This window comes from Pseudomonas sp. BN414, from assembly GCF_029871275.1.
GTDB classification, from domain to species: domain Bacteria; phylum Pseudomonadota; class Gammaproteobacteria; order Pseudomonadales; family Pseudomonadaceae; genus Metapseudomonas; species Metapseudomonas resinovorans_C.
Map to the genome: position 1 here is coordinate 89727 of NZ_SSOL01000066.1, position 20811 is coordinate 110537.

The following is a 20811-nucleotide window of genomic DNA, read 5'->3' on the forward strand; positions in this document are numbered from 1 at the left end:
GAATGTCGCTGCGCTCAGTGTGACCTGTTATCGGAAAATCGAATAAAAGGCGAAGAAGGGAAATGGATGCCGTGAATCTTTTTGATCTTGTGGTGGAAGACGCTGATCTACACCCTCTTTTTAGGAGGGTTGTTCAGGAGGAAAACTATAAAGCGGCAATGGCTGTCATTAATGAATGGTCGTTAGGGTTGTTGGATAGAAGGAGCGAGGCAGCTAAATTTATTAAAGAATTTCAGACGACCTTTAATTCTTCCTTGTGGGAAATTTATTTAAACAAGGCCTTTAGAGAGTTCGGGTTTGAAATTGATTACGCTAAGAGCGCTCCGGATTTTAATTTGAAGCATCATTCGGGGAAATTTGTTTCCGTTGAAGCAGTGACGACCAATAATAGGCTCAATAGGGATGAGGATTATTATTCTTTTGAATCATTTAATGATCAAATTAATGATAGTAATCATCTTGATCGATCAACTATAAAGTTGATTGGGAAGTTGAAGGATAAAAGGGATTTGTTTACCGGTACAGGTGGGAAAAAGTATCCATATTCAAGTCTTGAGCATGTCAAGGGTAACCCATTCGTGGTTGCAATTGCTCCTTTTGATAATCATTTGTCATACGCTCAGAATAATATGGCAATAAATAGGGTTCTGTATGGGATTGATCCTCCGGTTGCGGACTCTGATGGGGTGATGATCGCTCCGAAAATAGGCTTCATAGAAAATCATAATAATCAGAAAATAGAACTCGGCATATTTACAAATGAAAGCTATAAGGAAATAAGTGCGGTGATTTTTTCAACGACTGGGATGTTTGGAAAAGCTGTTAGTGAGGCAGGGGTTAGCAATTTGGTTCGTGCCACTAGATATAGGAAAATGGATATATTGGAGTTCATGAATAAAGAGGGGGCTGCAATGCTTGGTTATACTCATAGAAGAATTTCTGAGAGGTATGACATTTATTCGCTTCGGCTTGTTGATGGAGGGCTTGTTTGCGGTAGTGATACGTTCTTTTATGACTCAAAATTTCATAGAGAGACACATCTAGATGGCCTGCATATATACTACAATCCATATGCTGAAGTGCCGCTAGATAAAAATCTGTTTTCTGCTTATGAGGTAACCCAGAATAGCTATAACATAGAAACAGGAAGCATGATCTGCCAGCATAATGATGGGTCGTTGGTTTCTAGGCAGACTTTTACGTCACTTTCCAGCTATGTGTAGGTAAAGATTTGTCTATAGTGATTGTCGATTTTTATGTTTTTCTACTATTTTAGATTGTTTATATTCCCCACTTCTCCAGCCTTTCCTGCTGAGTTATGAGCTTCCTCTAGCTGCCAGGCTCCGATAACAGTTCGCTACGAGCCGAAGGCTGTCTGTCCGCCGCGTCTGTATTAGACCGTAATGGGTGTTTCTCTGCTGAGGCCTGTTCGCCATAAAGCTCAACGTCGTCGCCGTCGCAGCCGTAAAACTCATACGCTGAAGTTCTTCATCAGACACTGCTGCTGATCGGCTAGGTCGTTGAGTGCCTGACTGATCTTGGCCGACTCCTCGGCCTGCTGAGCCAAGGAAGCGGTGACATCGCGAATGGCAGAGACATTCCTGTTCACCTCCTCAGAAACCGCGCTCTGTTCCTCAGCTGCGCTGGCGATCTGGAGGTTCATGTCTCCAATCACGTCGATGCCACTGCTGACCTTTTGCAATGCTCTGGTCGCATCCTCAACATGCTGAACACTTGAGCCAGCGCGCTGGTGGCTGGTCTGCATCGACTCAACCACCGCGCGAGTTTCGCTTTGAAGGCTCTGGATAACGCCCTGGATTTCGCTAACCGATTCCTGGGTGCGCTTGGCCAGGTGTCTCACTTCGTCAGCGACCACCGCGAAGCCGCGACCACTCTCTCCAGCGCGAGCTGCTTCAATGGCTGCGTTCAGCGCCAGCAGGTTTGTTTGCTCCGCCACTGAGCGGATGACATCCAGAACACTGCCGATACGCGCGCTGCTGCCAGAGAGAGCTTCGACTTGCTCCATTGCCAGGTTCATTTCACCGGCCAGCAAAGTGATCGATTCGTTCGTGCGTTCGATCACTTGCATGCAGGATCGAGCCGCCTGCTCCACGTCTTGTGCGGCATCCGCAGCAAGAGCAGCACTACGTGCCACGTCCGATGCTGTAGCGCTCATCTCATGGGCTGCGGTTGCAACCTGATCGACCTCTCTGAACTGGTGCTGCATCCCCGCACTGGCCTCGTTGGATATCTTCGCGGCCTGGTCCGCGGTGGCTCGCGTATCGGAGACAGACGCGCTCACTTCCGCGATGACAGGCTGAAGCTTGTCGAGGAAGCAGTTGAACCAAGAAGCCAACGTACCCATCTCGTCCTGGCGCTCGTAGTGGAGTCTACGAGTGAGGTTCCCATCACCGTTGGCGAACTCCTCCAGCATGTGTGCGACCTGAAGGATGGGGCGGGTGATGCTCTTGGCCAGTATCCACATGGCCATCACCCCCAATGCAGCGACTATCGCGCCTAGGCCGATCTGGGACAGGATGGTGGATCGATTTGCCTTGGTGAGTGTTTCTTGTAATTCAAGGGCAGGGGCCAGCAGAACGGACTCTGGCACTTCAATCATCACTCCCCAATGACTAGTGCCTGGGATCGGGGCAAACGGTGTAACGACGCCCAACTCGTCCCCATCCTCCAGGAGAGTGGGATTGCTTCCAGGTAGCGCGGCGACAATTTTCACGCCTCGGTCAGGCTCCTTCAGGGATATCGGTTTGCCTAATCCGTTCTTCCCCTCGCTCTGGCCTGCAACCGTACCGTTGGAACTGATGAAACTGAGGTGGCCGTGCCCTTCGTAAAGCTTGCTTGCTGCGTCTACGGCAAGTTGCTGCAAGCTCTCCAGCGTCAGGTCAAGGCTCAGGACACCGACCAATTTATCTCCGTCCATCAAGGGTATTGCGATGCTCGACATTAGAGTCTCAACACCGTTGAGCGGGTAGCTGTACGGATCAATTAAGCAAGTGCGCCTGCTCTTCTGCGGGCATACGAACCAAGTGTTGGCGGGGTTTCCGTTGTCCTGGAGATCCTTCTCTCCAATCGAAAAGTCTTCGACGTGTGACACGTAAACCGCATAGCGTCCACTGTCATTGCCTCGCTCCATCCCTTGCTCGATGAAGTGCGAGTCCTGGCCATCGAGCGCGTCCGGATTGAAAGCAAGTGCAATACCCAGGATCTCGGGGTTCCCGTGCACCTGTGCCTTCAAGAACCGAAAGAGGTCCTCACGGAGAATCGCTGGGTCCGTCCCTCTGCTAATGGCTTGCTGCCGGAATGCCAGGATCTGATTGGAAACGGTGATGGCGAACATGTAGCTGGTACTGAATCGCTCACTGACTCGTACCGCTTGGTGGCGGCCAGCCTCGCGTAGAAACTCCATGGCGCCTTCCTTCAACGTACTGGAGCTGGCCGCATGAACTTGGTTGGCAAGGTCTTGTATGCGTTGGATGGAGAAACAGACCAGGCCGAGAACCACAGCAAGCAGGCAGCATCCCGCCAATGCGACTGTCTTGATCTGAATGGATAGGCGTTGGGGCATGCCGGGCCTCGTGGGGCTATTGTTATGAATTCGCTGTAAACGATTACCTTATTTGAGGCGTTTTGCAATGCCTTGTGAGGACCGACCACATCCGAGATTCGGAAAGGCATCTCGAACGCTCTGCACGTCGGCCCCAGCAATTGAGCCGTACCCGCCCCATCCGCACTGCTTTGAGGGAACGTTGACGAAAGGAATTGACAGCCGGGTTTGGATTTGGGAAATTGTCGGCGCCCTGTAAACGATTACATTGCTCGCGCAACGATCAACAGAATGTGGGGTAGAAACACATGAACTGGATCGCTGATCGAAAACGTGAGGGCAGCAGGGCGCGACGCTCATCGATCTTCTGCGACCTGTCGCTGGGGTTGCATGAGCGTCACTTTGTTTCGACCAGGCTTTGCGGCAACTGAGTTGGATGTCGAAGTTTCGTCACCTCTTACCCGCTTCACACTGGCGGGTTTTTTTATTCGGTTACTGATTCGAGCAGGTGAGTCATGGGTCAATGGGTCGCGATCAGGCAGGAAGATCAGAATGTCTTTTCCGGCTACCTGGCTGTGCCGCCGAAGGGGTATGGCCCGGGCCTCCTGCTGCTTCAGGAAATCTGGGGGGTCAACCCTCACATTCGCAGCCTGGCTGACCAATATGCAGCCGATGGCTATGTCGTTCTTGCCCCGGACGTGTTCTGGCGGCAGCAGAATCGTGTGGCCCTGGAGTACAGCCAGGTCGGTACTGAGCAAGCTTACCGGCACTACGGGGCATTGGACTTTGTCCAGACCGCACAAGACCTCGCGGCTGCAATTGAGCACCTATCCGCTTATCCGATAGTGCAGGGGGGGATAGGCGCCATGGGCTTCTGTCTCGGGGGGCGCCTTGCCGTTCTTCTGGGGGCTGATCGTCGGCTCTCGGCTGTTGTGTCGTATTACGGCAGCGGACTCGGCAATCACCAGGATCTCATTCCTGATCTCAAATGCCCGCTGCTTTTCCACTTTGCAGGGGACGACCACCTGATTCCGTTGAGTGAGGTGGATGCGTTGATGCCGCAGATTCAGGCGACAGTCGAGGCAACTCACTTCATCTACGACGGGCAGAAACACGGATTCAACTGTCCTGAGCGAGCAAGCTACTCCCAGCGTTCGGCTGCGTTAGCCAAGGCAAGAACCCTGGAGTTTCTCTCTCGTCACCTGTGACGGATTCATTGAATTCTGTTTCGGCCGCCATCTGACTTGTTCGGGTTGGCGCGGCTGGTTCTTTACGTGGTGCTGAGATGAACGCTGCTGTCGATGTGAGGGTAAACGCGCGGGTCCTGGCGATCCTTTCTATCTGCGCCACGGCATTCTTCTTGGCCAGTCATGATGCACTCGCCAAGCGGTTGACTATGGAGTACCCAATCGCGCTTATGGTCTGGGTGCGTTATCTGGTGCATTTCCTGGTAATGGGAGTGACCGCTGCACGCTCTGGGGGGATGCGAGCCTTTCACTCGGACTGCTACCACCTGCATTTCCTGCGTTCGGCCTGCCTGGTTGCTCTGAGTTTCTGTTTCATTTTTGGCCTGCGCTTCATTCCTTTGGCTGAGGCCACTGCGGTCAACTTCCTGTCGCCCCTGTTCGTGCTGATGCTGACGGTGATGTTTTTCTCGGAGCGAGTTCGGGGGAAACAATGGTTCTCGGTGATTCTGGGGCTTGCTGGAGTTCTGCTGATCGTTCGGCCTGGAGGGGCGCTGTTCACTCCTGCCGTGCTTCTTCCTTGCGCAGCTGCTGCATTCTTCAGCGTTTATCAGGTGCTCACACGCGTTGCCGGCAAGGTAGACAGCCCCACCACTTCGAACTTGATGGTCGGCCTAATTGGGCTGCTGATCAGTTCGGTGCTGTTGCCCTTCTTCTGGGTGGTCCCAACTGGTGAAGGCGTGACGCTGATGATCCTGTTGGGGTTCATGGGAACCGCAGCTCATCTATTCCTCGCGCATGCGTACAAGCTTTCGAGCCCCGCGGCTCTTGCGCCGTTCAGCTATGTGCAAATCCTTTTCGCCGGATTGCTGGGCTTCATTTTCTACGGCCACATCCCAGATGTCGGCGCCATCGTCGGCATGGTGCTGATTGTCGTCGGCGGCCTGCTCGCAGCGATTCGTTTCAAATAGTCAAAAGAGGAGGGCTGTCGAGATGCTCCTGAACGGCATTACCTGGTTGGTGATATTCCAGATCCTGGGCTCCGGCCTCAGTGCAATCTTTCTGCCCTTCGTGCCGGGGCCGATCATTGGACTCGTATTGCTCCTCGCCTACTTCCAATGGTCAGGCGGCATCGAGGAATCGCTGGAGACTGCCGCCTCCAGTTTGCTCAAGTACATGCCGCTTCTGCTGGTACCGGCAGCGACCGGGGTCATGGCCTATTTCCAGGTCATCGAGAAACAGCTCTGGCCAATCGTTGGGACCTTGGTCCTGTCGTTGCTGCCTTCGATGTATTTCGCCGGCTGGCTGATGCAGCGCTTGATCAAACGCCAGCAGCCTGGCGAGGAGCAATGACATGAACGCTGATATCGGAAGGGGCTGGTTCCAGGTCATTCACCATCCGTTGTTCGGTCTCGGGATTACCCTGCTGGCATTTCAGATCGCCCTGAAGATCAGTCAGCGGACCGGGCTAGTGTTCCTTCAGCCGGTCTTGGTGTCGGCAGCGCTCATCGTGTGCATGTTGTATGCGCTGGGGATCGACTATGTGGAGTACCGAGACAGCGTGTCGATGATCTCCGTGCTGCTCGGGCCTGCAACTGTCGCCCTTGCGGTGCCGCTCTATCAGAACCTCAAACGCATCCGTCAGCTGTTCTGGCCGATCCTGCTGACGCTGTCCATCGGCGGAACATTTACCACCGTGATCGCACTTCTTTTGGGTGAGGTCTTTGGAGTCGACCATTTGATGCTGATGACGCTGGCGCCAAAGTCCGTTACTTCGCCGATAGCCATGCTCGTAGCCGAACAGGTCGGAGGCGTAGCAGCGTTGGCGGCGGTTTTTGTCTTGATTACCGGAATCATCGGTGCAGTGGTGGGGCCATTCTTGCTGCGTCGGCTGCGCATCGAGCATCCAGCTGCCGTCGGCATGGCGCTAGGGTTGACGGCGCATGCTGTGGGGACTGCCAGGGCCTTGCAGGAAGGCAGGGAAACTGGAGCCTTCGCTGCACTGGCTATGAGCCTGATGGGCGTGTCGACTGCGGTACTGCTGCCTATGGCGATCAATTTCTTCGGGTAAAGAGAGGGGGCACACCAGTGGCGCGAGTGCCTGTCTCCGCGCTGATTGTGCCCCTGTGAGAGTCCTGGTCCCGATTTGTGTCCCGGCATTGATAGTGCTCGGCGACATTGGCCGGGGCTGGCATGAAGTCTGCTTGTAAACGTTTTCTGTTGATTGGGATCCGACTACCGCCGATCACCAGGAACTCGTGAGTGACAAGCGGTACGTAGCTAGTGTTGCAAGTGTTGCTGTAATCGTTTACAAAATAGTTAACGGCTCCCAAGCTTGCTCCATTCCAAAAACAATTCCTTCGGGAGAAAAACGTGCGTGATATCTACGGTCGGGCTGCCCTCAAAGCCTATGATTACGTGGTTGTGGGTTCGGGCTCTGCGGGCAGCGTGTTGGCTGCCAGGTTGGCCGAGGAGCGGGGCGTAAAGGTCCTGCTGCTGGAGGCTGGCCCTTCCGACCAGAGCCTTTACATCCGGATGCCGGCAGCGCTCGGTTTCCCGCTGATGAACGACCGCTTCAACTGGTACATGCACTCCGAGCCCGAGAAGGAACTGGGTAATCGCACCATCTATGAAGCCCGCGGCCGCGTGCTGGGCGGCTCGTCGTCCATCAACGGCATGAACTGGGTGCGTGGCAACCCCTGGGACTACGACAACTGGGGGGCGATGGGGCTGGACGGCTGGAGCTACGCCGAGTGCCTGCCTTACTTCCGCAAGGCCGAAAGCTTCGACAAGGGATCTAACACCTATCGCGGCGGAAATGGCCCGATGAAGGTGGAGACCTGTAAAGCGGAGAACCCGCTGTACCACGCCTTCCTAGAAGCTGGTGTGCAGGCTGGTCACCAGCGTGTTGACGACCACAATGGTTTCCGCCAGGAAGGGGTACACATCACCCAACGCAATATCCACAAAGGGATTCGCTGGAGCACTTCCCAGGCCTACCTGCACGCCAATCCGGACCGTGAGCGTCTGCATGTCTGCGACCGGGCACAGGTAACCCGCATCGAGTTCGCTGGCCGTCGCGCAGTACGTGTGCATCTGCACTGGGCCGGCGAGCCCCACACCATCGAAATCGGCCGCGAAATCATTCTCTGCGCCGGCGCACTGCACTCGCCGCACCTGCTGATGCTGTCGGGTGTCGGCGAAGCCAGCCATTTGGAAGAGAAGGGCATCAAGGTCGTTGCCGATCTTCCTGGCGTAGGCAAGGGCATGAAGGACCATATCGCAGCGCCAGTGCAGTACCGCGCCACCCAGAATGTCTCGATTGCCAAGGACCTGACACTGCTGGGTAAGGCGAAGCTCGGTCTGATGTGGCAGTTGTTCAAGAAGGGTCTGGGCGCGACCAACTTCTTCGAGGTCGGCGCCTTCATTCGCACCGACGAGTCGATCAAGGTGCCGAACGTCCAGTTCGAGTTCATCCCGATGCTGGGTGAGTTCCAGCACGGCAGTGTGAAGCTGGAAAACGGCTTCCAGTACTTCTTCAGTCTGATGCGCCCGACCAGTACCGGTCAGGTATGGCTTGGCAGTGCTAATCCGCTGGAAGCGCCGAAGTTCAACTTCAACTTCCTCTCCACCGTCGAGGATCAACGCGAAGCGATTGCCGCCGTAAAAGCCATACGCCACGTCGTTTCCCAGCCGGCTTGGGATCCGTATCGCGGTGAGGAAGTCACTCCCGGTGCAGCGACCCAGTCGGATGCTCAAATCCTGGAAATGCTGCGTCTGAGTGCTGGTACCAACTACCACCCCAGCTGCTCCTGCCGCATGGGGGTAGACGATCTCAGCGTGGTGAATGCCTGGGGACAGGTGCACGAAACTGACAACGTGCGTGTTGTCGATGCCTCGATCATGCCCGAGATCGTCAGCGGCAACCTGAATGCCCCCGTCATCATGATGGCGGAGAAGATCGCCGACCACGTGCGAGGACGACCGCAGCTCAAGCGCGAGAACGCTGACTACTACCGAGTTGCCTGACGGCACGGCCGCAAGCATGGCCGGGTACTTCGAACGGTGTACTCGGCCAGCAGAACAAGAATCAAAGCGTTCGGAGGTGATGATGTTTTACGCCAAGGTACTGAGAAAGGCACGGGTGGCGACGTCCGCCGTGTTCTTCGCCAACGGCATGCTGCTGGCAATCTGGGCCACCAACATTCCAGGCATGAAGCAGGCGCTTGAGCTGACCGACCAGGAACTGGGATTCGCCCTGGGAGCGTTTGCCGCGGGGACCATGCTGACCATGGCACTCGCCGGCGCCCTGGTTACGCGTCTGGGTAGCCGGAATGCGCTGATGCTGGGTGGGCTGATGGTGTCCCTGGTGCTGCCGCTTTCGGCGCTGGCAGGTACGGCCCTTGGATTCGCCTTGGCGATCTTCTCGCTGGGTGTCGTCAACAGTGTCCTTGATGTGGCGATGAATACTCATGGCTCCATCATCGAAGCTGAGCGTAAGAAATCGATGATGGCGTCGTTTCATGCCGTGTTCAGCTTCGGCGGCCTGGCAGGCGCTTCGACGGTGGCTACTTTGCTGGCCGATGCGTTCGGCCCTGTGCAGTGCCTGATTCTGGCTGCGACTGTCATGGCTGGAGTGACCATTCTTGCAGCGCCGTTCCTTGGCAACCTGAAGCCGGTTCCAAGCGAGAGCCAGGAGCCAGTCCGGAACTTCGCCTGGCCGAATCGGGCACTGCTGTGCATCGCCGTGCTGACCTTCCTGGCTCTGTTCATTGAGCGCACTGTCATCGACTGGAGTTCGCTCTACCTGACCGACGTCAGCCATGCCAGCGGCAGCTTCGCGGCTTTTGCCTTCGGTGCTTTCAGTTTGGCGATGGCCATCGGGCGACTGCTGGGTGACTTCCTGATTCGTCGATTGGGCGCCCGGGTAGTTCTTGGCTGTTCCGGTGCCCTTGGTGGGGCAGGGCTGGGCATAGCGATTCTGGTGCCGGTTCCGGTGGTTTCCATCACCGGTTTCATCCTGGTCGGCATCGGCCTCTCGAACATGATTCCTCTGCTGTATAGCCGTGCCAGTCGGGCGTACCCCGGCGCGCCAGGTCTTGGCTTGGCCATGAATGGGACGTTGGGCTACCTGGGTTTCCTGATGGCTCCGCCCATCATTGGCTACACCTCCGGGATGTTCGGCTTGCAAGCCGCAATGCTGATACCGGTTGCTGCGTTCATTGCTCTGACCGTGAGCAACCTGCGCAGTGGTCGTCCGAAAAGAGAACACCCCGTAGATAGATTCGTGCCCGTGCATTTGTGAGAAGACCTGTCGGAGGTTTCGTTCGGTCTGAAATGAAAACGTTTTCCAAAAAACCATGCTGACGTCCCCGACACCCCAACCAATTCATCCCATGAGGAGAACCAAAATGTCCGATTCCACCAATACCGCCGTTCCGGCCGACAAGGGCACCGTTTACTACTTCAATCGCGAGACCGAAGTGAGTTACTGGCAGCCCAAGCCGGCCAATGGTTACGTGACCGTCTGCGTCTCGCCCTCCATGATCAAAATGGAGCGTGACTTTGCGATGGGGACTCAGCTGTTGCCGCCGGGCGGTCGTGTTCGCGAGCACGCTCATCCGGCCAACGAGGAAATCATCCACGTGATGTCCGGCAGCGGTACCGCCACTGTCGATGGCGTGGAATACAAGATGGAGCCGGGTGCGACCTTCTTCCTGGGCAAGCACAACTCCCACACCTTCCTGAACGACGGCGACACCGATCTGCACTGGGTCTGGTTCATGACCCCGAGCGGCCTGGAAACCTTCTTCCGTGACATCGGCCGGCCGCGCAAAGACGGCGATGCCACGCCTGAGCCTTTCGAGCGTCCGACCAACATCGCCCAGATCGAAAGCAGCGATAACGGCGTATTCACCTACACCAAGAACTAAGAGAGCGAAGCGACATGGCAATTGAAGTCTTCGCCCTCGAAAGCGGACATGGGCATCCCGTCGTGCTGGTCTCTGGGCTGGGTGGACAGGCTTCCTTCTGGAAGCCGGTCATGGATCGCCTTGAGCAGTCCCATCACGTGATCACCTTCGACCATCCGGGTGTTGGCGGTAGCTCGCTGTCTGGGCGCCCGACCATTCCCGGCATCGTTGAAGCTGTGCTTCATGTGCTGGAGCAGAAGGGGATTGAACGTGCTCATTTCGTGGGTCACTCGACCGGATCGCTGGTGGTGCAAACCCTCGCCCTCGATTTTCCGGAACGGGTTGAAAGCATTGTTCTGAGCAGCGGCTGGGCTCGGCCCGACAAGCGCTTCGAAGACTTCTTTGCCTATCGCAAGCTGGTTCTGAATCGCCTTGGGGGCACCGCCTACACCGCTCTGACGCGGCTGGCGGCGTACCCCTCGGAGTGGTACGGCGAGAACTTCGCTACCGATGAGGCGCTGGATTTCGATGCGCCTTCCCCGGTCGACGTCGACATGGTGATCGCCCGTATCGACATGCTGCTGTCCTACAACCGTCTGGATGAGCTGCATCGCATCAGTGCCAGGACCCTCGTCGTAGGCGCTGAAGATGACTACGTCATCCCTTACCACCACTCCCGCGAATTGGCTCGCCGTATCCCCGGTGCGCAGCTTGTGGAACTGAGCGGTGGGCATTTCTCACCCGTTACGCGCACCGATGATTTCGTGTCGCTCTTACGCAATTTCTGGGAGTCACTCGCATGAGCACTCAACACATTTCTCGCGTCGGCATCATTGGCCTGGGCGCGATGGGCAAGCGGGTTCTGACGGCCTTGCAGAACGACCATCTGCCGCAAGCGTCCTTCGCTGCGATTGACCATGCCGTCCACAGTGATGAATTCATCCAGGCGCACCGTCTGGAAGTCTTCACCGATGTGCAGGGCCTGATTGACTGGCGTCCGGACATCGTTGTCGAGTGCGCGGGTCACTCTGCTGTCACCGGCCCGGTGCTGGAGATCCTGCGTGCCGGTATCGATGTAGTGATCGCATCCATCGGTGCTCTGGCTGACAAGCAAATCAACGCTGCCCTGGACCAGGCCGCTCATGATGGTGAGTCCCGACTGATCCTGGTGTCCGGCGCTATCGGTGGTTTGGACGCGCTGCGCTCGGCTCGCTCGGCCGGTCTGGAAGCGGTGGTCTACGTCGGCCGCAAGCCGCCGCGAGCTTGGGCCGGTTCCCCGGCTGAGGAAGAGTTCGACCTCAGCAAGATTACCGAGCCGACCACCATCTTCCGCGGTACAGCAGCGGAGGCATCCATTCGTTTTCCGAAGAATGCCAACGTCACCGCTGCGGTGGCGCTCTCCGGTGTCGGCTTCGAGAACACCCAGGTTGAGCTGGTTGCTGACCCCGGCGTCGACCGCAATGTGCATGAGGTTCAGGCCACCGGGGCATTTGGCGAACTGAGTATCCGCCTGGCCAACAACCCGCTTCCTGACAATCCCCGTACCTCTTGGCTGGCTGCTCTGAGCATCGAAGAAGCCGTCGCCAAACAACTCCACTGCCTGGTTTTCTAAGGAGCACTCATCATGAAACTGCAAAACAAAGTTGCCCTGATCACTGGTGCAGGTGCGGGTATCGGTGAAGCCACTGCCATTCTCTTTGCCCAGCAGGGCGCCAAGGTTGTCGTGGCTGACAAGAACTATGCCCTCGCGCAGGCTGTCGCCGAACGTATCGGTGAAAACGCCTTCGCGCTGGAAGTGGACGTTGCCAAGGCCGAGCAGGCCAAAGCCATGGTGGAAAAGGCCGTTGAGCATTTCGGTGGTCTGGACATCCTGGTGAACAATGCCGGCTTCGGCACCCTGGGCACCGTGGTGACCCTGGACGAGGACACCTGGGACCAGGTGGTCGATGTGAACCTGAAGGGCGTATTCCTCTGCTCGAAGTACGCGATTCCGGAAATCGTCCGTCGCGGTGGTGGTGCCGTGGTGAACCTGGCCTCGACCATCTCCGTGGTCGGCATTAAGGATCGCGCCGCCTATGTGGCTGCCAAGGGTGGCGTGGCTGCACTGACCCGCGCCATGGCCCTGGACCATGCGCTGGACGGGGTGCGGGTCAACAGCGTGGCACCGGGTGTGATTGCCTCCAGCTACTACGACCGCATGTTCGAGCAGGTAGCGGATCCGGTGGCCTTCAAGAAGGGCCTGGAAGCGCGCTCGCCGCTGAACAAGATGGGTGAGCCGACCGACATCGCGAACATGATCCTCTTCCTCGCCTCCGACGATTCGAGCTTCGCCACCGGCGCGATGTTCACCGTCGATGGCGGCTACACCGCCTGGTAAGCCGAAGATGATCCACGAACTACGAGAGTACCGGATTCAGCCTGAGGCTTGGCCGGTTTACTGGAAGCTCTTCAACCAGGTGTGCATGCCCATTCGCGGCGAAGAGTTTGGTCGGCTGCGCGGAATGTGGACGGAGATGGACAGCCGCCAGGTGCGCTTCTTTCATCTCTGGGAATACGCTTCTCTGGATGATCGGACGCGCCTGCGAATGGCACTCCTGAACAAGCCGGGGTGGCGCGATTCCTTCCTGGCCAAGGCCGCGCCGCAGATCCACAAACAACACCTGCGCGTCCTGAATCCGTTGCGCGTAGCCGATGATCTGATGGCGCAGGGCGACGAGGTCCATCTCGTTCGTTATGGCTGTGAAGTAGGCCGAGCCAACGAATTCCGTCAGCGGTTCGAAGAGTCTGGTGTCGAGGCTCATGCGCTGTGGGGTATGGAGTTCCCTGACCCGAACCAAGTGGTCGTGCTGACATCGATGGGGGATGTTGCTCTATCGGCAGATGCCGAATCCTGCCTGCAATGCACCGAGGTCACTCGGCTCAAGCCTCTCGCCCTAGAGATAGGCTGATATCGGTACTCAGCCCTGAGAATAGGGCAGATTCCTCAAGTCAAAACGGCGCGCCCTTGTGGCGCGCCGTTTTGCTTTCAGAGTCCGTCGGATGAGGTGTCCGCAGGCGATTGGCTGGAGAGGAAGGAACAGAGCCCTCCACGAGATCAGGGCTCTAGCCTTTGGCCTAACAGCCGCAGCGAGACAAGTTCTTCATGAGGTAGTCGGTGACCGTCAGCGGGTCCGGGCTGGCCATGATCGAGAACATCAGATACCGATGTCGTCGTGGAAGGCGCTTGGCACAGCGTTGAGCAGTAGCCCTGATCGCGTCCGCATTGTCGTGGATGTGGGCGGCAAGCAGCAGCGCAAGGATGGCATCTCTGACGTTCATCGTGCTCTCGCAAATCGGCAGGTGAGGGAGCTTGTTTTGCCTGCAATGATAACGTTTACATTAGACTTTCCCAACTACCTATAAGCGGCCACCCTGTCCGCCTGATGATTCCTACAGCTTCAATTATCGAATACCAATCGTGGGGCATCACGGTGGGAAATGGCTCTATTACGGGGCATTCAGCGATTCGTGAACCTCGTACTCGGATGATGTCACCGCTGGCGTGCCGGCCACTGTTTCTCTCTAGTCTCCTGCGTTACCGCCGGTGACAGCCGTTCTCGTCGAGGCTGCTCGTCCCTCTTGCTCCCCCCAGATGATCGCTGGTTGCGCCGTGTTTCTGCGCTGTGGCCCAATCTTTGCTGTATTGAAAACGTTTACATAAAAGGGAGGTAATCGTTACCAGGGGGCACAGAAAGCAGCTGCGTAGAACACAACAGATAACCCGACGCACGTACTCAGATTTGGGACTCCGTCCCTCGATTTAGCTACAGGGGAAATCCATGAAATTTCAGGCCAAGGTTCATGCTCTCGTAATCGCATGTGCAGTAACTGCGACTGCAAGCTCTGCATTTGCAGACAAATTGGACGACATCATTTCTGCCGGAGAGTTGAAATGTGGCGTCATGCTGGACTACCCGCCGAATGGATTCCGCGATGGTAATAACAAGCCTGCTGGTTACGATGTGGAGTATTGCCAGGACATGGCGAAGGCTCTCGGGGTGGAACCAAACATCGTTGAGACATCTTCGCCGGATCGGATTCCCGCGCTGATCTCGAATCGTGTCGATATCTCCATTGCCAGTGCAACCATCACACTTGAACGCGCCAAGACCATAGCCTTCTCGCAACCTTATTCGAGCTACAGCTTCGTTGTGATGGCAAGGAAGGACTCGGGTATCAACTCGTTCGAGGACCTGAAGGGCAAGAAGGTCGGCAGTGTCAAAGGAGCGGCAGAAGATATTCTGTTCCAAGAGTACTTCAAGCAGTGGAGCGATCCCCAAGGTAAGTATCTCACCCTCACCAACGATAGTGATCGAAACCTGGCCTTGGCCCAAGGCAAGATCGATGCGTTCATTGTTAATATTCAGGCAGCCAATGAACTGCAAAAGCTCCCTCAGTACGCAGACTTCCATACCTGCTGTGATGCTCCGTTCCCGAAAGACACGGTGGGTATTATGGTGGGGCGGCAGGATGAGTCGCTGCTCCGTTGGATAAACCTCTTTGTCCACAATCAGGAGCAGAGTGGGCGATATGCAGAACTCTACAAGAAGTGGTACTCGGCTACTGCGCCACAACTGAGCAAGTACTGATGGGAAGGCGGCCTTCGTGGCCGCCTTTTTTGTTGGGAGGGGACATATGCTGAACTACAACTTTCAATGGAATCCTGTGCTGAAGTCCATGCCGGATCTTCTGGATGGCTTGCTCATGACGGTTGAGCTGACCCTGATTTCGTTCTTGCTGGGGATCGTCATTTCCTTCCTCCTGGCTTGGGCGAAACAATCGGGAGTTAAAGGCGTCAGGTGCATCGCAAGCAGCTGGATCGAGATCGCCCGCAACACTCCGTGTCTGTTTCAGATCTACATGGCGTACTTCGGCCTGGGTGCATTTGGCATCGATGTCGATTCTTACGTCGCTGTGCTGGGTGCCATTGCGTTCAACACCGCAGGGTACATGGCAGAAATCGTGCGCGGTGGCTTGAGAGGGATAGATCCAAGGCAGCGCCGAGCTGCGGCAGCTCTGGGGATGAATCGATGGCAAACGTTCCGTCACATCATCCTTCCGCAGCTTGTCCCGCTGATTGCACCGGCAACCAGCAATCAGCTGATCTGGAGCTTGCTGAATACCTCGCTCGGAATGGTCGTCGGATTGCAGGAGCTTACCGGGGCAACTTATGCGGCCCAATCGCTAACCTTCAGGTCATTCGAGTTCTTCATTGTTACGGCGGTGGCCTACTACATCTTGGTGAAGGCGGTGCTGCTCGTGACAAACCTTTCTTCTTGGGTGCTGTTTAGAAAGAGGAATGCATGATGGGGTCTGCGATGTTCTCCAGCCTTCAGATCAGTGATCTGTACTTCATCTTGGATGGCGCACTAAAGACGATATGGCTTGCTGCCGTTGTGATTGCTATTGGCACTCTTATCGGATTCTTCATGGGCTGGCTACGATCTTCCTCGAAGATTATCAACCTGCTGCTGTCGCCGCTGGTTGATTTATCACGATCAATTCCACTGATTATCCAGCTGATTGTCGCTAACTCTGCCCTGGCCATTCTGGGGAGTCCGGCGAGCCCCTTTGTGTGTAGTGGCGTGGTGCTCTCTCTATACATGGCGGCTTACTGTTCAGAAATCTACAAGGGCGGATTCGAGGCGGTGCCATCGAAGCTTCAGAGGGCGGCGCGATCTCTGGGCATGTCTTACATGCAGAGTTTCCGTCATGTCACTGTGCCGATCATGTTGCAAAACACCTTCCCAGCTTGGGTTGGCATTATGTTGGGGGTACTGAAAGACACCTCGCTAGCGGCAGTGATCGGTTACATCGAACTACTCAGATCTTCGCAGATTGTCATTACCAGGACCCAGGAGCCGCTGATCATTCTCTTGGGAGTTGGATTGTTCTACTTCGTGATTTGCTATCCGGTATCGCGTTACAGCCAGAAACTTGAAGAAGGATTCCAGAAATGATTGAGATCAAGAATGTCCACAAGTCCTTCGGCGATGTCAGTATCCTCAAGGGTATCGATATGACGGTTCAGAAGGGTGAGGTCGTTTCGATCATTGGGCCGAGCGGTTCCGGAAAGTCGACTCTTCTTCAGTGTCTGAACGCTTTAGAGCCCATCGACAGTGGCAGCATTGTTGTGGATGGCACAGATGTCTTCTCGAAAAAGACGGATCTGAACAATCTCCGGACCACTATCGGAATCGTTTTCCAGCAATACAACATCTTTCCGCACCTGTCGGTTCTGGAGAACACTGCCCTGGCTCTCAAGGTCGTGCAGAAGGTTCCGAAGCAAGAGGCAGAGCAACGAGCCTATGACCAACTCGTGAAGGTGGGGCTTGGCGCAAAGGCGAAGATGTCGCCCACGCAGTTGTCCGGGGGCCAACAGCAGCGCCTGGCTATCGCGCGGGCGTTGGCAATGCGCCCGCGGTACATGCTCTTTGACGAGGTTACCTCGGCGCTCGATCCGGAGCTGGTTCGGGAAGTGCTGGACACGTTGCGCATGCTGTCGGAGGAGGGCATGACGATGGTCCTGGTCACCCACGAAATCGCATTCGCCAGAGAGGTGTCCAGTCGCGTTGCATTCTTCGATGCTGGCCTCATCGCTGAGATCGGCGAGCCGCGCCAGGTCATCGATGCCCCTTTGAACGAGCGGACGCGGCAGTTCCTCGCGAAGCAGATCCACTGACGCCTGCATGCCCAGTCTTCGATTGGCTGCGCCGTGGGGAGCGGCGCAACTTTCACGGCGCTATGGCGGTGCAATTTTCGCAGGTGTGCACTGTTTCTTTTCATCCTGCATCTGGTGAAAAGGGAACATGGCCTGTTACAGATTTATACAGCGCGGCGTGCGTTGATTGGTCCATGCCTCAGTCGCATAGGGCTCTCCGCAGGCTAGAAAGCCTGTCTTGTGCGCATCGATGGGCGCGCGAACGCCGGGGGGACCGTGACTGGCATGAATGCTGCCTGTAAACCTTTACATTGCGATTGAGAGACGGGCTGCTGAATCAGCGCGATTCCCTCCGAAGCACCACCCCTGGAATGGGGGTTGTGGAGGGGGTCAGGCTGCTAGGGAGCTGGTCTGAGCAGAATTGTCCGTTCTACCTCAGCTCGAAATGTAAACCTTTACAGTGGCTTGTTGAAAAACTTCAAAAACCTGCTCTAGCTAATAAGAGCGTCATCAAGACGGTGGATCACGCCTTGCAATTGGTGTGGATCCCGCAAGAGGTAAGTCATGGACATCGAGAAAAGAAGCATCGAGTTCGTTCCCCACTCCGAACGCTACGGTCATCCGCGGCGGCTGTTCACGATCTGGTTCAGTGCAAACATGCAGGTCACCACGTTGGTTGTGGGCACGCTGGGTATCGTCGCTGGGCTGAGTTTGATCTGGACTTGTATCGCACTGGTGCTGGGTTGTGTGATCGGTACTGTGTTCATGGCCGCGCACTCCACCCAGGGGCCGCATCTGGGTATCCCGCAGATGATCCAGAGCCGTGCTCAATTCGGCGTCCTGGGGGCTGGCTTCCCCTTGCTGATCAACTACCTGGCGTTTGTGCTCTTCACTGCGGCCAACGGTGTGGTGATGCGAGATTCCGTCCAGGCGTTCCTGAATGTAGGCGACAACACGGCCATCATTCTGTTTGGCGTGGTGTCCTTCATCGTGGGCTTTATCGGCTATGAGCTGATTCACCGTCTCGGCGCGTTGATGTCGGCGCTATCCGGGATCATCTTCCTGATTGTTGCCGGGCTGGCTCTTCAGCAACCTCTGCCGGCGGGGGCGATGGATGTCTCTCAAGGATTCACCTTGGCTGCCTTCGCCCTAACCGTTACTCAGGCTGCGTCGTGGACACTGGGCTTCGGTCCTTATGTGGCTGACTATTCTCGTTATCTTCCAGCCAATATCTCCAGCCGTCAGACCTTCTGGTTTAGCTACATCGGCAACCTGCTCGGCGCGGGCCTGGTCATGCTGCTGGGTGCGCTGCTGGCCGTCCTGATCAAGGACGTCACCTCTGATCCGGGGACTGCGATTGGTAGCTTCTTCGGCCCCTGGTCAAAAGTGGCAATGGTGATCGTGGTGCTCGGTGTGTTGGAGATCAACTCGCTGAACCTGTACAGCGCCTACATGTCCTTCATGACCATGTTCACCGGCATGCGCGGTATGACGCGAATCAGCCGCAAGACCAAGTTCATCGCGATGGGCCTCACCGCAATTGCTGCGACCTGGATCGCCACCGCTACCCAGTACAATTTCTTCGCCTATTTCTCTGACATCCTGATTGCCCAGGTCTACTTCCTGGTGCCCTGGAGTTCGATCAACCTCGCGGACTTCTACCTGGTCCGCAAAGGCAAGTACTCGGTGGACGCCATGTACGACGTGAACGGCGAGTACGGCAAGTACAGCTGGTCCACCATGGCGATCTTTATGCTCGGCGTCCTCTCCACTGTGCCGTTCATGGACCTGTCGTTCTATCACAGCTACTTCGCTCAGATGATCGGTACCGACATCAGTTGGATCCCGGCCTTGATCGTTCCGGGCGGGCTGTACTACCTGTACAACCGCAATCGCTTTCAGTCGAAAAGCCCGAATATGACCCTGCAAAAGGCTGCCTGACCTTCACGCTTAGCCCTGATGTGAAAGAGCCCGCGCTTGATGCGCGGGCTCTTTTTTAGTGGCTGATCAGCAGTTGTAAAGGGCGGGGTGCTGGCTCGGCGGAGCTGGCCCTTGCGTATGTCAAATTGCGTGACTGGACTGGCGAATGATCAGCTGCGTACCCAGAAGGGCAGGCTTGATCTCGCTACCGTTCTTGAGGTGTGCAAGAAGCGCTTCAGCGCTCAACTGGCCCATTTCCGTGGCCGGTATGGCCAGGGTCGTCAGCGGCGGGTCCAGGTATTCGGCGAACTCAAGATTGTCATAACCAACGACTGTCATGCGCTTGGGCACGTCGACTCCGAGTTTCTTGCAGGCAGAAAGGACGCCAAAGGCAATGACATCACTGTTGCAGATGACCGCGGTGACTTCGGGCTTCTCCATGTGGATCCGTCGCATCGTGGTATCGCCGAATTCTATGCTGTAACCCTCAACGCTTTCATAGATGGCATGGGTGCAGCCGCCCGATGAAGCGTTCAGCGTTTCGACGAAAGCTTTGACCCGGGCCTGCTGCCGGTCATTGCCCTGGATTGGCCCGGTCAGCATGGCCATGTGGCGATGTCCCAGGCCGTGCAGATACTGGACGAGCTGTTGGGTCGCGCTGAAATTGTCGAAACCAATGAACGGAAACTCTTTTCCTTCAAAGTAGGAGTACGTGCAGATCACCGGCATGCGGTACTCCTTCAGGTACTTTGTCAGCTCCGGGTCGGCAATCTCTCCCACCACAAGCAAGCCTTCTGCGCCGCGTTCGACCAGCAGTCTCACCTTTTCGTAGATGGTCCTGGAGTCGAACCCACAGGACAGGACGTGCACCACGTAGCCGTACTGCGCCAACTTGGCTTGGAAGCTGTTGATCATCTTGGCGTAGATGGCGTGATCGAGCGTAGGGATGATGGCGCCGATCACATTGGTCTTGCGCGAGCGCAATGCCTTCGCCGCAGAGTTAGGCGTGTAGCCCATCTTCCGGGCGACTTCGAGGACCTTTTCGCGAACGTCATCCCTCACGTGGTGTGGAAGGTTGAAGCTGCGCGACACTGTGGCAACTGACACGCCGGCTGCCTTAGCTACGTCGATAACGTTTACGCGAGATGGCGACTTCTTGGTGGTACTCACGAATCCCAGGGCCTCTATGGATGTCAGGATGACGGGGATGGCTAGCGCGAACTGCTCTCGAAATGCGCCACTCAACTGGGCATCTGACGGTAGTTTCGGCCCTATGGGAGGGGAGGAAATTCCCGCGCCCGTTCGGTGCTCTGCTCTCCACAAGCCGCATAGCTAAAGGCTTAGCCTAGTGTTCCGACCTTAAATTCACAAGGGGGAAGTAGTCTGGAGACCCTAGAATTCGTGGGTTGGATGGGCTGATTTTCTGCTGACCTGGTCTGGTTATTTTTCGACCACTGGTTGGTTCATAGTGTGTTGTCCCTGTTTCATTTTTACTAAGATCCTGTCATTCTCTGTAAACGTTTACTAGATGCC

General features: G+C 56.2%; 20 protein-coding genes. 17 read left to right on the top strand and 3 right to left on the bottom strand.

Translation table 11 applies throughout. From position 1 onward, the window contains the following. Positions 1–62: 62 nt before the first annotated feature. Entirely contained in the window at positions 63–1223 is a 1161-nt protein-coding gene (locus E8E95_RS14830; protein WP_280351338.1) for a hypothetical protein, read from the top strand. A 248-nt stretch (positions 1224–1471) separates the two neighbouring features. Here E8E95_RS14830 and E8E95_RS14835 read toward each other — a convergent pair whose 3' ends face one another. Next, positions 1472–3583, bottom strand: coding sequence for a methyl-accepting chemotaxis protein (locus E8E95_RS14835; protein ID WP_280351340.1), 2112 nt, complete (start codon positions 3581–3583; stop codon positions 1472–1474). Between the two features lie 494 nt (positions 3584–4077). Here E8E95_RS14835 and E8E95_RS14840 point away from each other — a divergent pair, with 494 nt between their 5' ends. The 11 genes from E8E95_RS14840 to E8E95_RS14890 all read left to right on the top strand — a co-directional run bounded on the left by E8E95_RS14840 (position 4078) and on the right by E8E95_RS14890 (position 13606). Further along, positions 4078–4770, top strand: coding sequence for a dienelactone hydrolase family protein (locus E8E95_RS14840; RefSeq protein WP_280351342.1), 693 nt, complete (start codon positions 4078–4080; stop codon positions 4768–4770). A 77-nt stretch (positions 4771–4847) separates the two neighbouring features. Beyond that, entirely contained in the window at positions 4848–5717 is an 870-nt protein-coding gene (locus E8E95_RS14845; RefSeq protein WP_280351344.1) for a DMT family transporter, read from the top strand. Between the two features lie 22 nt (positions 5718–5739). Next, positions 5740–6099: a CidA/LrgA family protein gene (locus E8E95_RS14850; protein WP_280351346.1), complete on the top strand. Its 360-nt coding sequence runs from the start codon at positions 5740–5742 to the stop codon at positions 6097–6099. 1 nt (position 6100) lies between these two features. Next, positions 6101–6817, top strand: a complete 717-nt coding sequence (locus E8E95_RS14855; protein WP_280351348.1) for an LrgB family protein — start codon at positions 6101–6103, stop codon at positions 6815–6817. 302 nt (positions 6818–7119) lie between these two features. Further along, entirely contained in the window at positions 7120–8775 is a 1656-nt protein-coding gene (locus tag E8E95_RS14860) for a choline dehydrogenase (protein ID WP_280351349.1), read from the top strand. 82 nt (positions 8776–8857) lie between these two features. After that, positions 8858–10051: an MFS transporter gene (locus E8E95_RS14865; RefSeq protein WP_280351351.1), complete on the top strand. Its 1194-nt coding sequence runs from the start codon at positions 8858–8860 to the stop codon at positions 10049–10051. A gap of 106 nt (positions 10052–10157) precedes the next feature. After that, a complete protein-coding gene (locus E8E95_RS14870; protein ID WP_280351353.1) occupies positions 10158–10679 on the top strand; it encodes a cupin domain-containing protein in 522 nt (173 codons plus the stop codon). Positions 10680–10693: 14 nt separating this feature from the next. Continuing rightward, complete coding sequence (locus E8E95_RS14875) at positions 10694–11461, top strand: alpha/beta hydrolase (protein WP_280351355.1); 768 nt, start codon at positions 10694–10696, stop codon at positions 11459–11461. Then, positions 11458–12270, top strand: a complete 813-nt coding sequence (locus E8E95_RS14880; protein WP_280351357.1) for an aspartate dehydrogenase — start codon at positions 11458–11460, stop codon at positions 12268–12270. Before E8E95_RS14875 ends, E8E95_RS14880 begins: the two co-directional genes overlap by 4 nt. Positions 12271–12282: 12 nt before the next feature. Further along, positions 12283–13035, top strand: a complete 753-nt coding sequence (locus E8E95_RS14885; protein WP_280351359.1) for an SDR family oxidoreductase — start codon at positions 12283–12285, stop codon at positions 13033–13035. A gap of 7 nt (positions 13036–13042) precedes the next feature. Next, positions 13043–13606, top strand: coding sequence for an NIPSNAP family protein (locus tag E8E95_RS14890; RefSeq protein WP_280351361.1), 564 nt, complete (start codon positions 13043–13045; stop codon positions 13604–13606). Between the two features lie 166 nt (positions 13607–13772). Here E8E95_RS14890 and E8E95_RS14895 read toward each other — a convergent pair whose 3' ends face one another. Then, positions 13773–13976, bottom strand: coding sequence for a hypothetical protein (locus tag E8E95_RS14895; protein WP_280351363.1), 204 nt, complete (start codon positions 13974–13976; stop codon positions 13773–13775). Positions 13977–14476: 500 nt separating this feature from the next. On the opposite strand from E8E95_RS14895, the gene E8E95_RS14900 reads away from it, so the two are divergent. The 5 genes from E8E95_RS14900 (at position 14477) to E8E95_RS14920 (ending at position 19299) form a co-directional block, all read left to right on the top strand. Further along, entirely contained in the window at positions 14477–15286 is an 810-nt protein-coding gene (locus tag E8E95_RS14900; protein WP_280351365.1) for a transporter substrate-binding domain-containing protein, read from the top strand. A 46-nt stretch (positions 15287–15332) separates the two neighbouring features. Then, on the top strand, positions 15333–16004 hold the full coding sequence (locus E8E95_RS14905; protein ID WP_280351367.1) for an amino acid ABC transporter permease: 672 nt from the start codon (positions 15333–15335) through the stop codon (positions 16002–16004). After that, the gene (locus E8E95_RS14910; RefSeq protein ID WP_280351369.1) at positions 16001–16657 is read left to right on the top strand and encodes an amino acid ABC transporter permease; all 657 of its coding nucleotides are present in this window, start codon (positions 16001–16003) and stop codon (positions 16655–16657) included. Before E8E95_RS14905 ends, E8E95_RS14910 begins: the two co-directional genes overlap by 4 nt. Then, positions 16654–17379 (top strand): amino acid ABC transporter ATP-binding protein, encoded by a 726-nt coding sequence (locus E8E95_RS14915; RefSeq protein WP_280351371.1) that lies wholly within the window; start codon positions 16654–16656, stop codon positions 17377–17379. The genes E8E95_RS14910 and E8E95_RS14915 overlap by 4 nt, the downstream gene beginning before the upstream one ends. A 543-nt stretch (positions 17380–17922) precedes the next feature. After that, the gene (locus tag E8E95_RS14920) at positions 17923–19299 is read left to right on the top strand and encodes a cytosine permease (protein ID WP_280351373.1); all 1377 of its coding nucleotides are present in this window, start codon (positions 17923–17925) and stop codon (positions 19297–19299) included. Positions 19300–19419: 120 nt separating this feature from the next. Here E8E95_RS14920 and E8E95_RS14925 read toward each other — a convergent pair whose 3' ends face one another. Continuing rightward, a complete protein-coding gene (locus tag E8E95_RS14925; RefSeq protein WP_280351375.1) occupies positions 19420–20448 on the bottom strand; it encodes a LacI family DNA-binding transcriptional regulator in 1029 nt (342 codons plus the stop codon). Positions 20449–20811 lie beyond the last annotated feature (363 nt).

What these genes read in the sequence shown, in the direction of transcription:
- E8E95_RS14830 (WP_280351338.1), top strand. Translation starts at nt 63, where the DNA reads ATGGATGCCGTGAATCTTTTTGATCTTGTGGTGGAAGACGCTGATCTA.
- E8E95_RS14835 (WP_280351340.1), bottom strand. Translation starts at nt 3,583, where the DNA reads ATGCCCCAACGCCTATCCATTCAGATCAAGACAGTCGCATTGGCGGGA.
- E8E95_RS14840 (WP_280351342.1), top strand. Translation starts at nt 4,078, where the DNA reads ATGGGTCAATGGGTCGCGATCAGGCAGGAAGATCAGAATGTCTTTTCC.
- E8E95_RS14845 (WP_280351344.1), top strand. Translation starts at nt 4,848, where the DNA reads ATGAACGCTGCTGTCGATGTGAGGGTAAACGCGCGGGTCCTGGCGATC.
- E8E95_RS14850 (WP_280351346.1), top strand. Translation starts at nt 5,740, where the DNA reads ATGCTCCTGAACGGCATTACCTGGTTGGTGATATTCCAGATCCTGGGC.
- E8E95_RS14855 (WP_280351348.1), top strand. Translation starts at nt 6,101, where the DNA reads ATGAACGCTGATATCGGAAGGGGCTGGTTCCAGGTCATTCACCATCCG.
- E8E95_RS14865 (WP_280351351.1), top strand. Translation starts at nt 8,858, where the DNA reads ATGTTTTACGCCAAGGTACTGAGAAAGGCACGGGTGGCGACGTCCGCC.
- E8E95_RS14870 (WP_280351353.1), top strand. Translation starts at nt 10,158, where the DNA reads ATGTCCGATTCCACCAATACCGCCGTTCCGGCCGACAAGGGCACCGTT.
- E8E95_RS14875 (WP_280351355.1), top strand. Translation starts at nt 10,694, where the DNA reads ATGGCAATTGAAGTCTTCGCCCTCGAAAGCGGACATGGGCATCCCGTC.
- E8E95_RS14880 (WP_280351357.1), top strand. Translation starts at nt 11,458, where the DNA reads ATGAGCACTCAACACATTTCTCGCGTCGGCATCATTGGCCTGGGCGCG.
- E8E95_RS14885 (WP_280351359.1), top strand. Translation starts at nt 12,283, where the DNA reads ATGAAACTGCAAAACAAAGTTGCCCTGATCACTGGTGCAGGTGCGGGT.
- E8E95_RS14890 (WP_280351361.1), top strand. Translation starts at nt 13,043, where the DNA reads ATGATCCACGAACTACGAGAGTACCGGATTCAGCCTGAGGCTTGGCCG.
- E8E95_RS14895 (WP_280351363.1), bottom strand. Translation starts at nt 13,976, where the DNA reads ATGAACGTCAGAGATGCCATCCTTGCGCTGCTGCTTGCCGCCCACATC.
- E8E95_RS14900 (WP_280351365.1), top strand. Translation starts at nt 14,477, where the DNA reads ATGAAATTTCAGGCCAAGGTTCATGCTCTCGTAATCGCATGTGCAGTA.
- E8E95_RS14905 (WP_280351367.1), top strand. Translation starts at nt 15,333, where the DNA reads ATGCTGAACTACAACTTTCAATGGAATCCTGTGCTGAAGTCCATGCCG.
- E8E95_RS14910 (WP_280351369.1), top strand. Translation starts at nt 16,001, where the DNA reads ATGATGGGGTCTGCGATGTTCTCCAGCCTTCAGATCAGTGATCTGTAC.
- E8E95_RS14915 (WP_280351371.1), top strand. Translation starts at nt 16,654, where the DNA reads ATGATTGAGATCAAGAATGTCCACAAGTCCTTCGGCGATGTCAGTATC.
- E8E95_RS14920 (WP_280351373.1), top strand. Translation starts at nt 17,923, where the DNA reads ATGGACATCGAGAAAAGAAGCATCGAGTTCGTTCCCCACTCCGAACGC.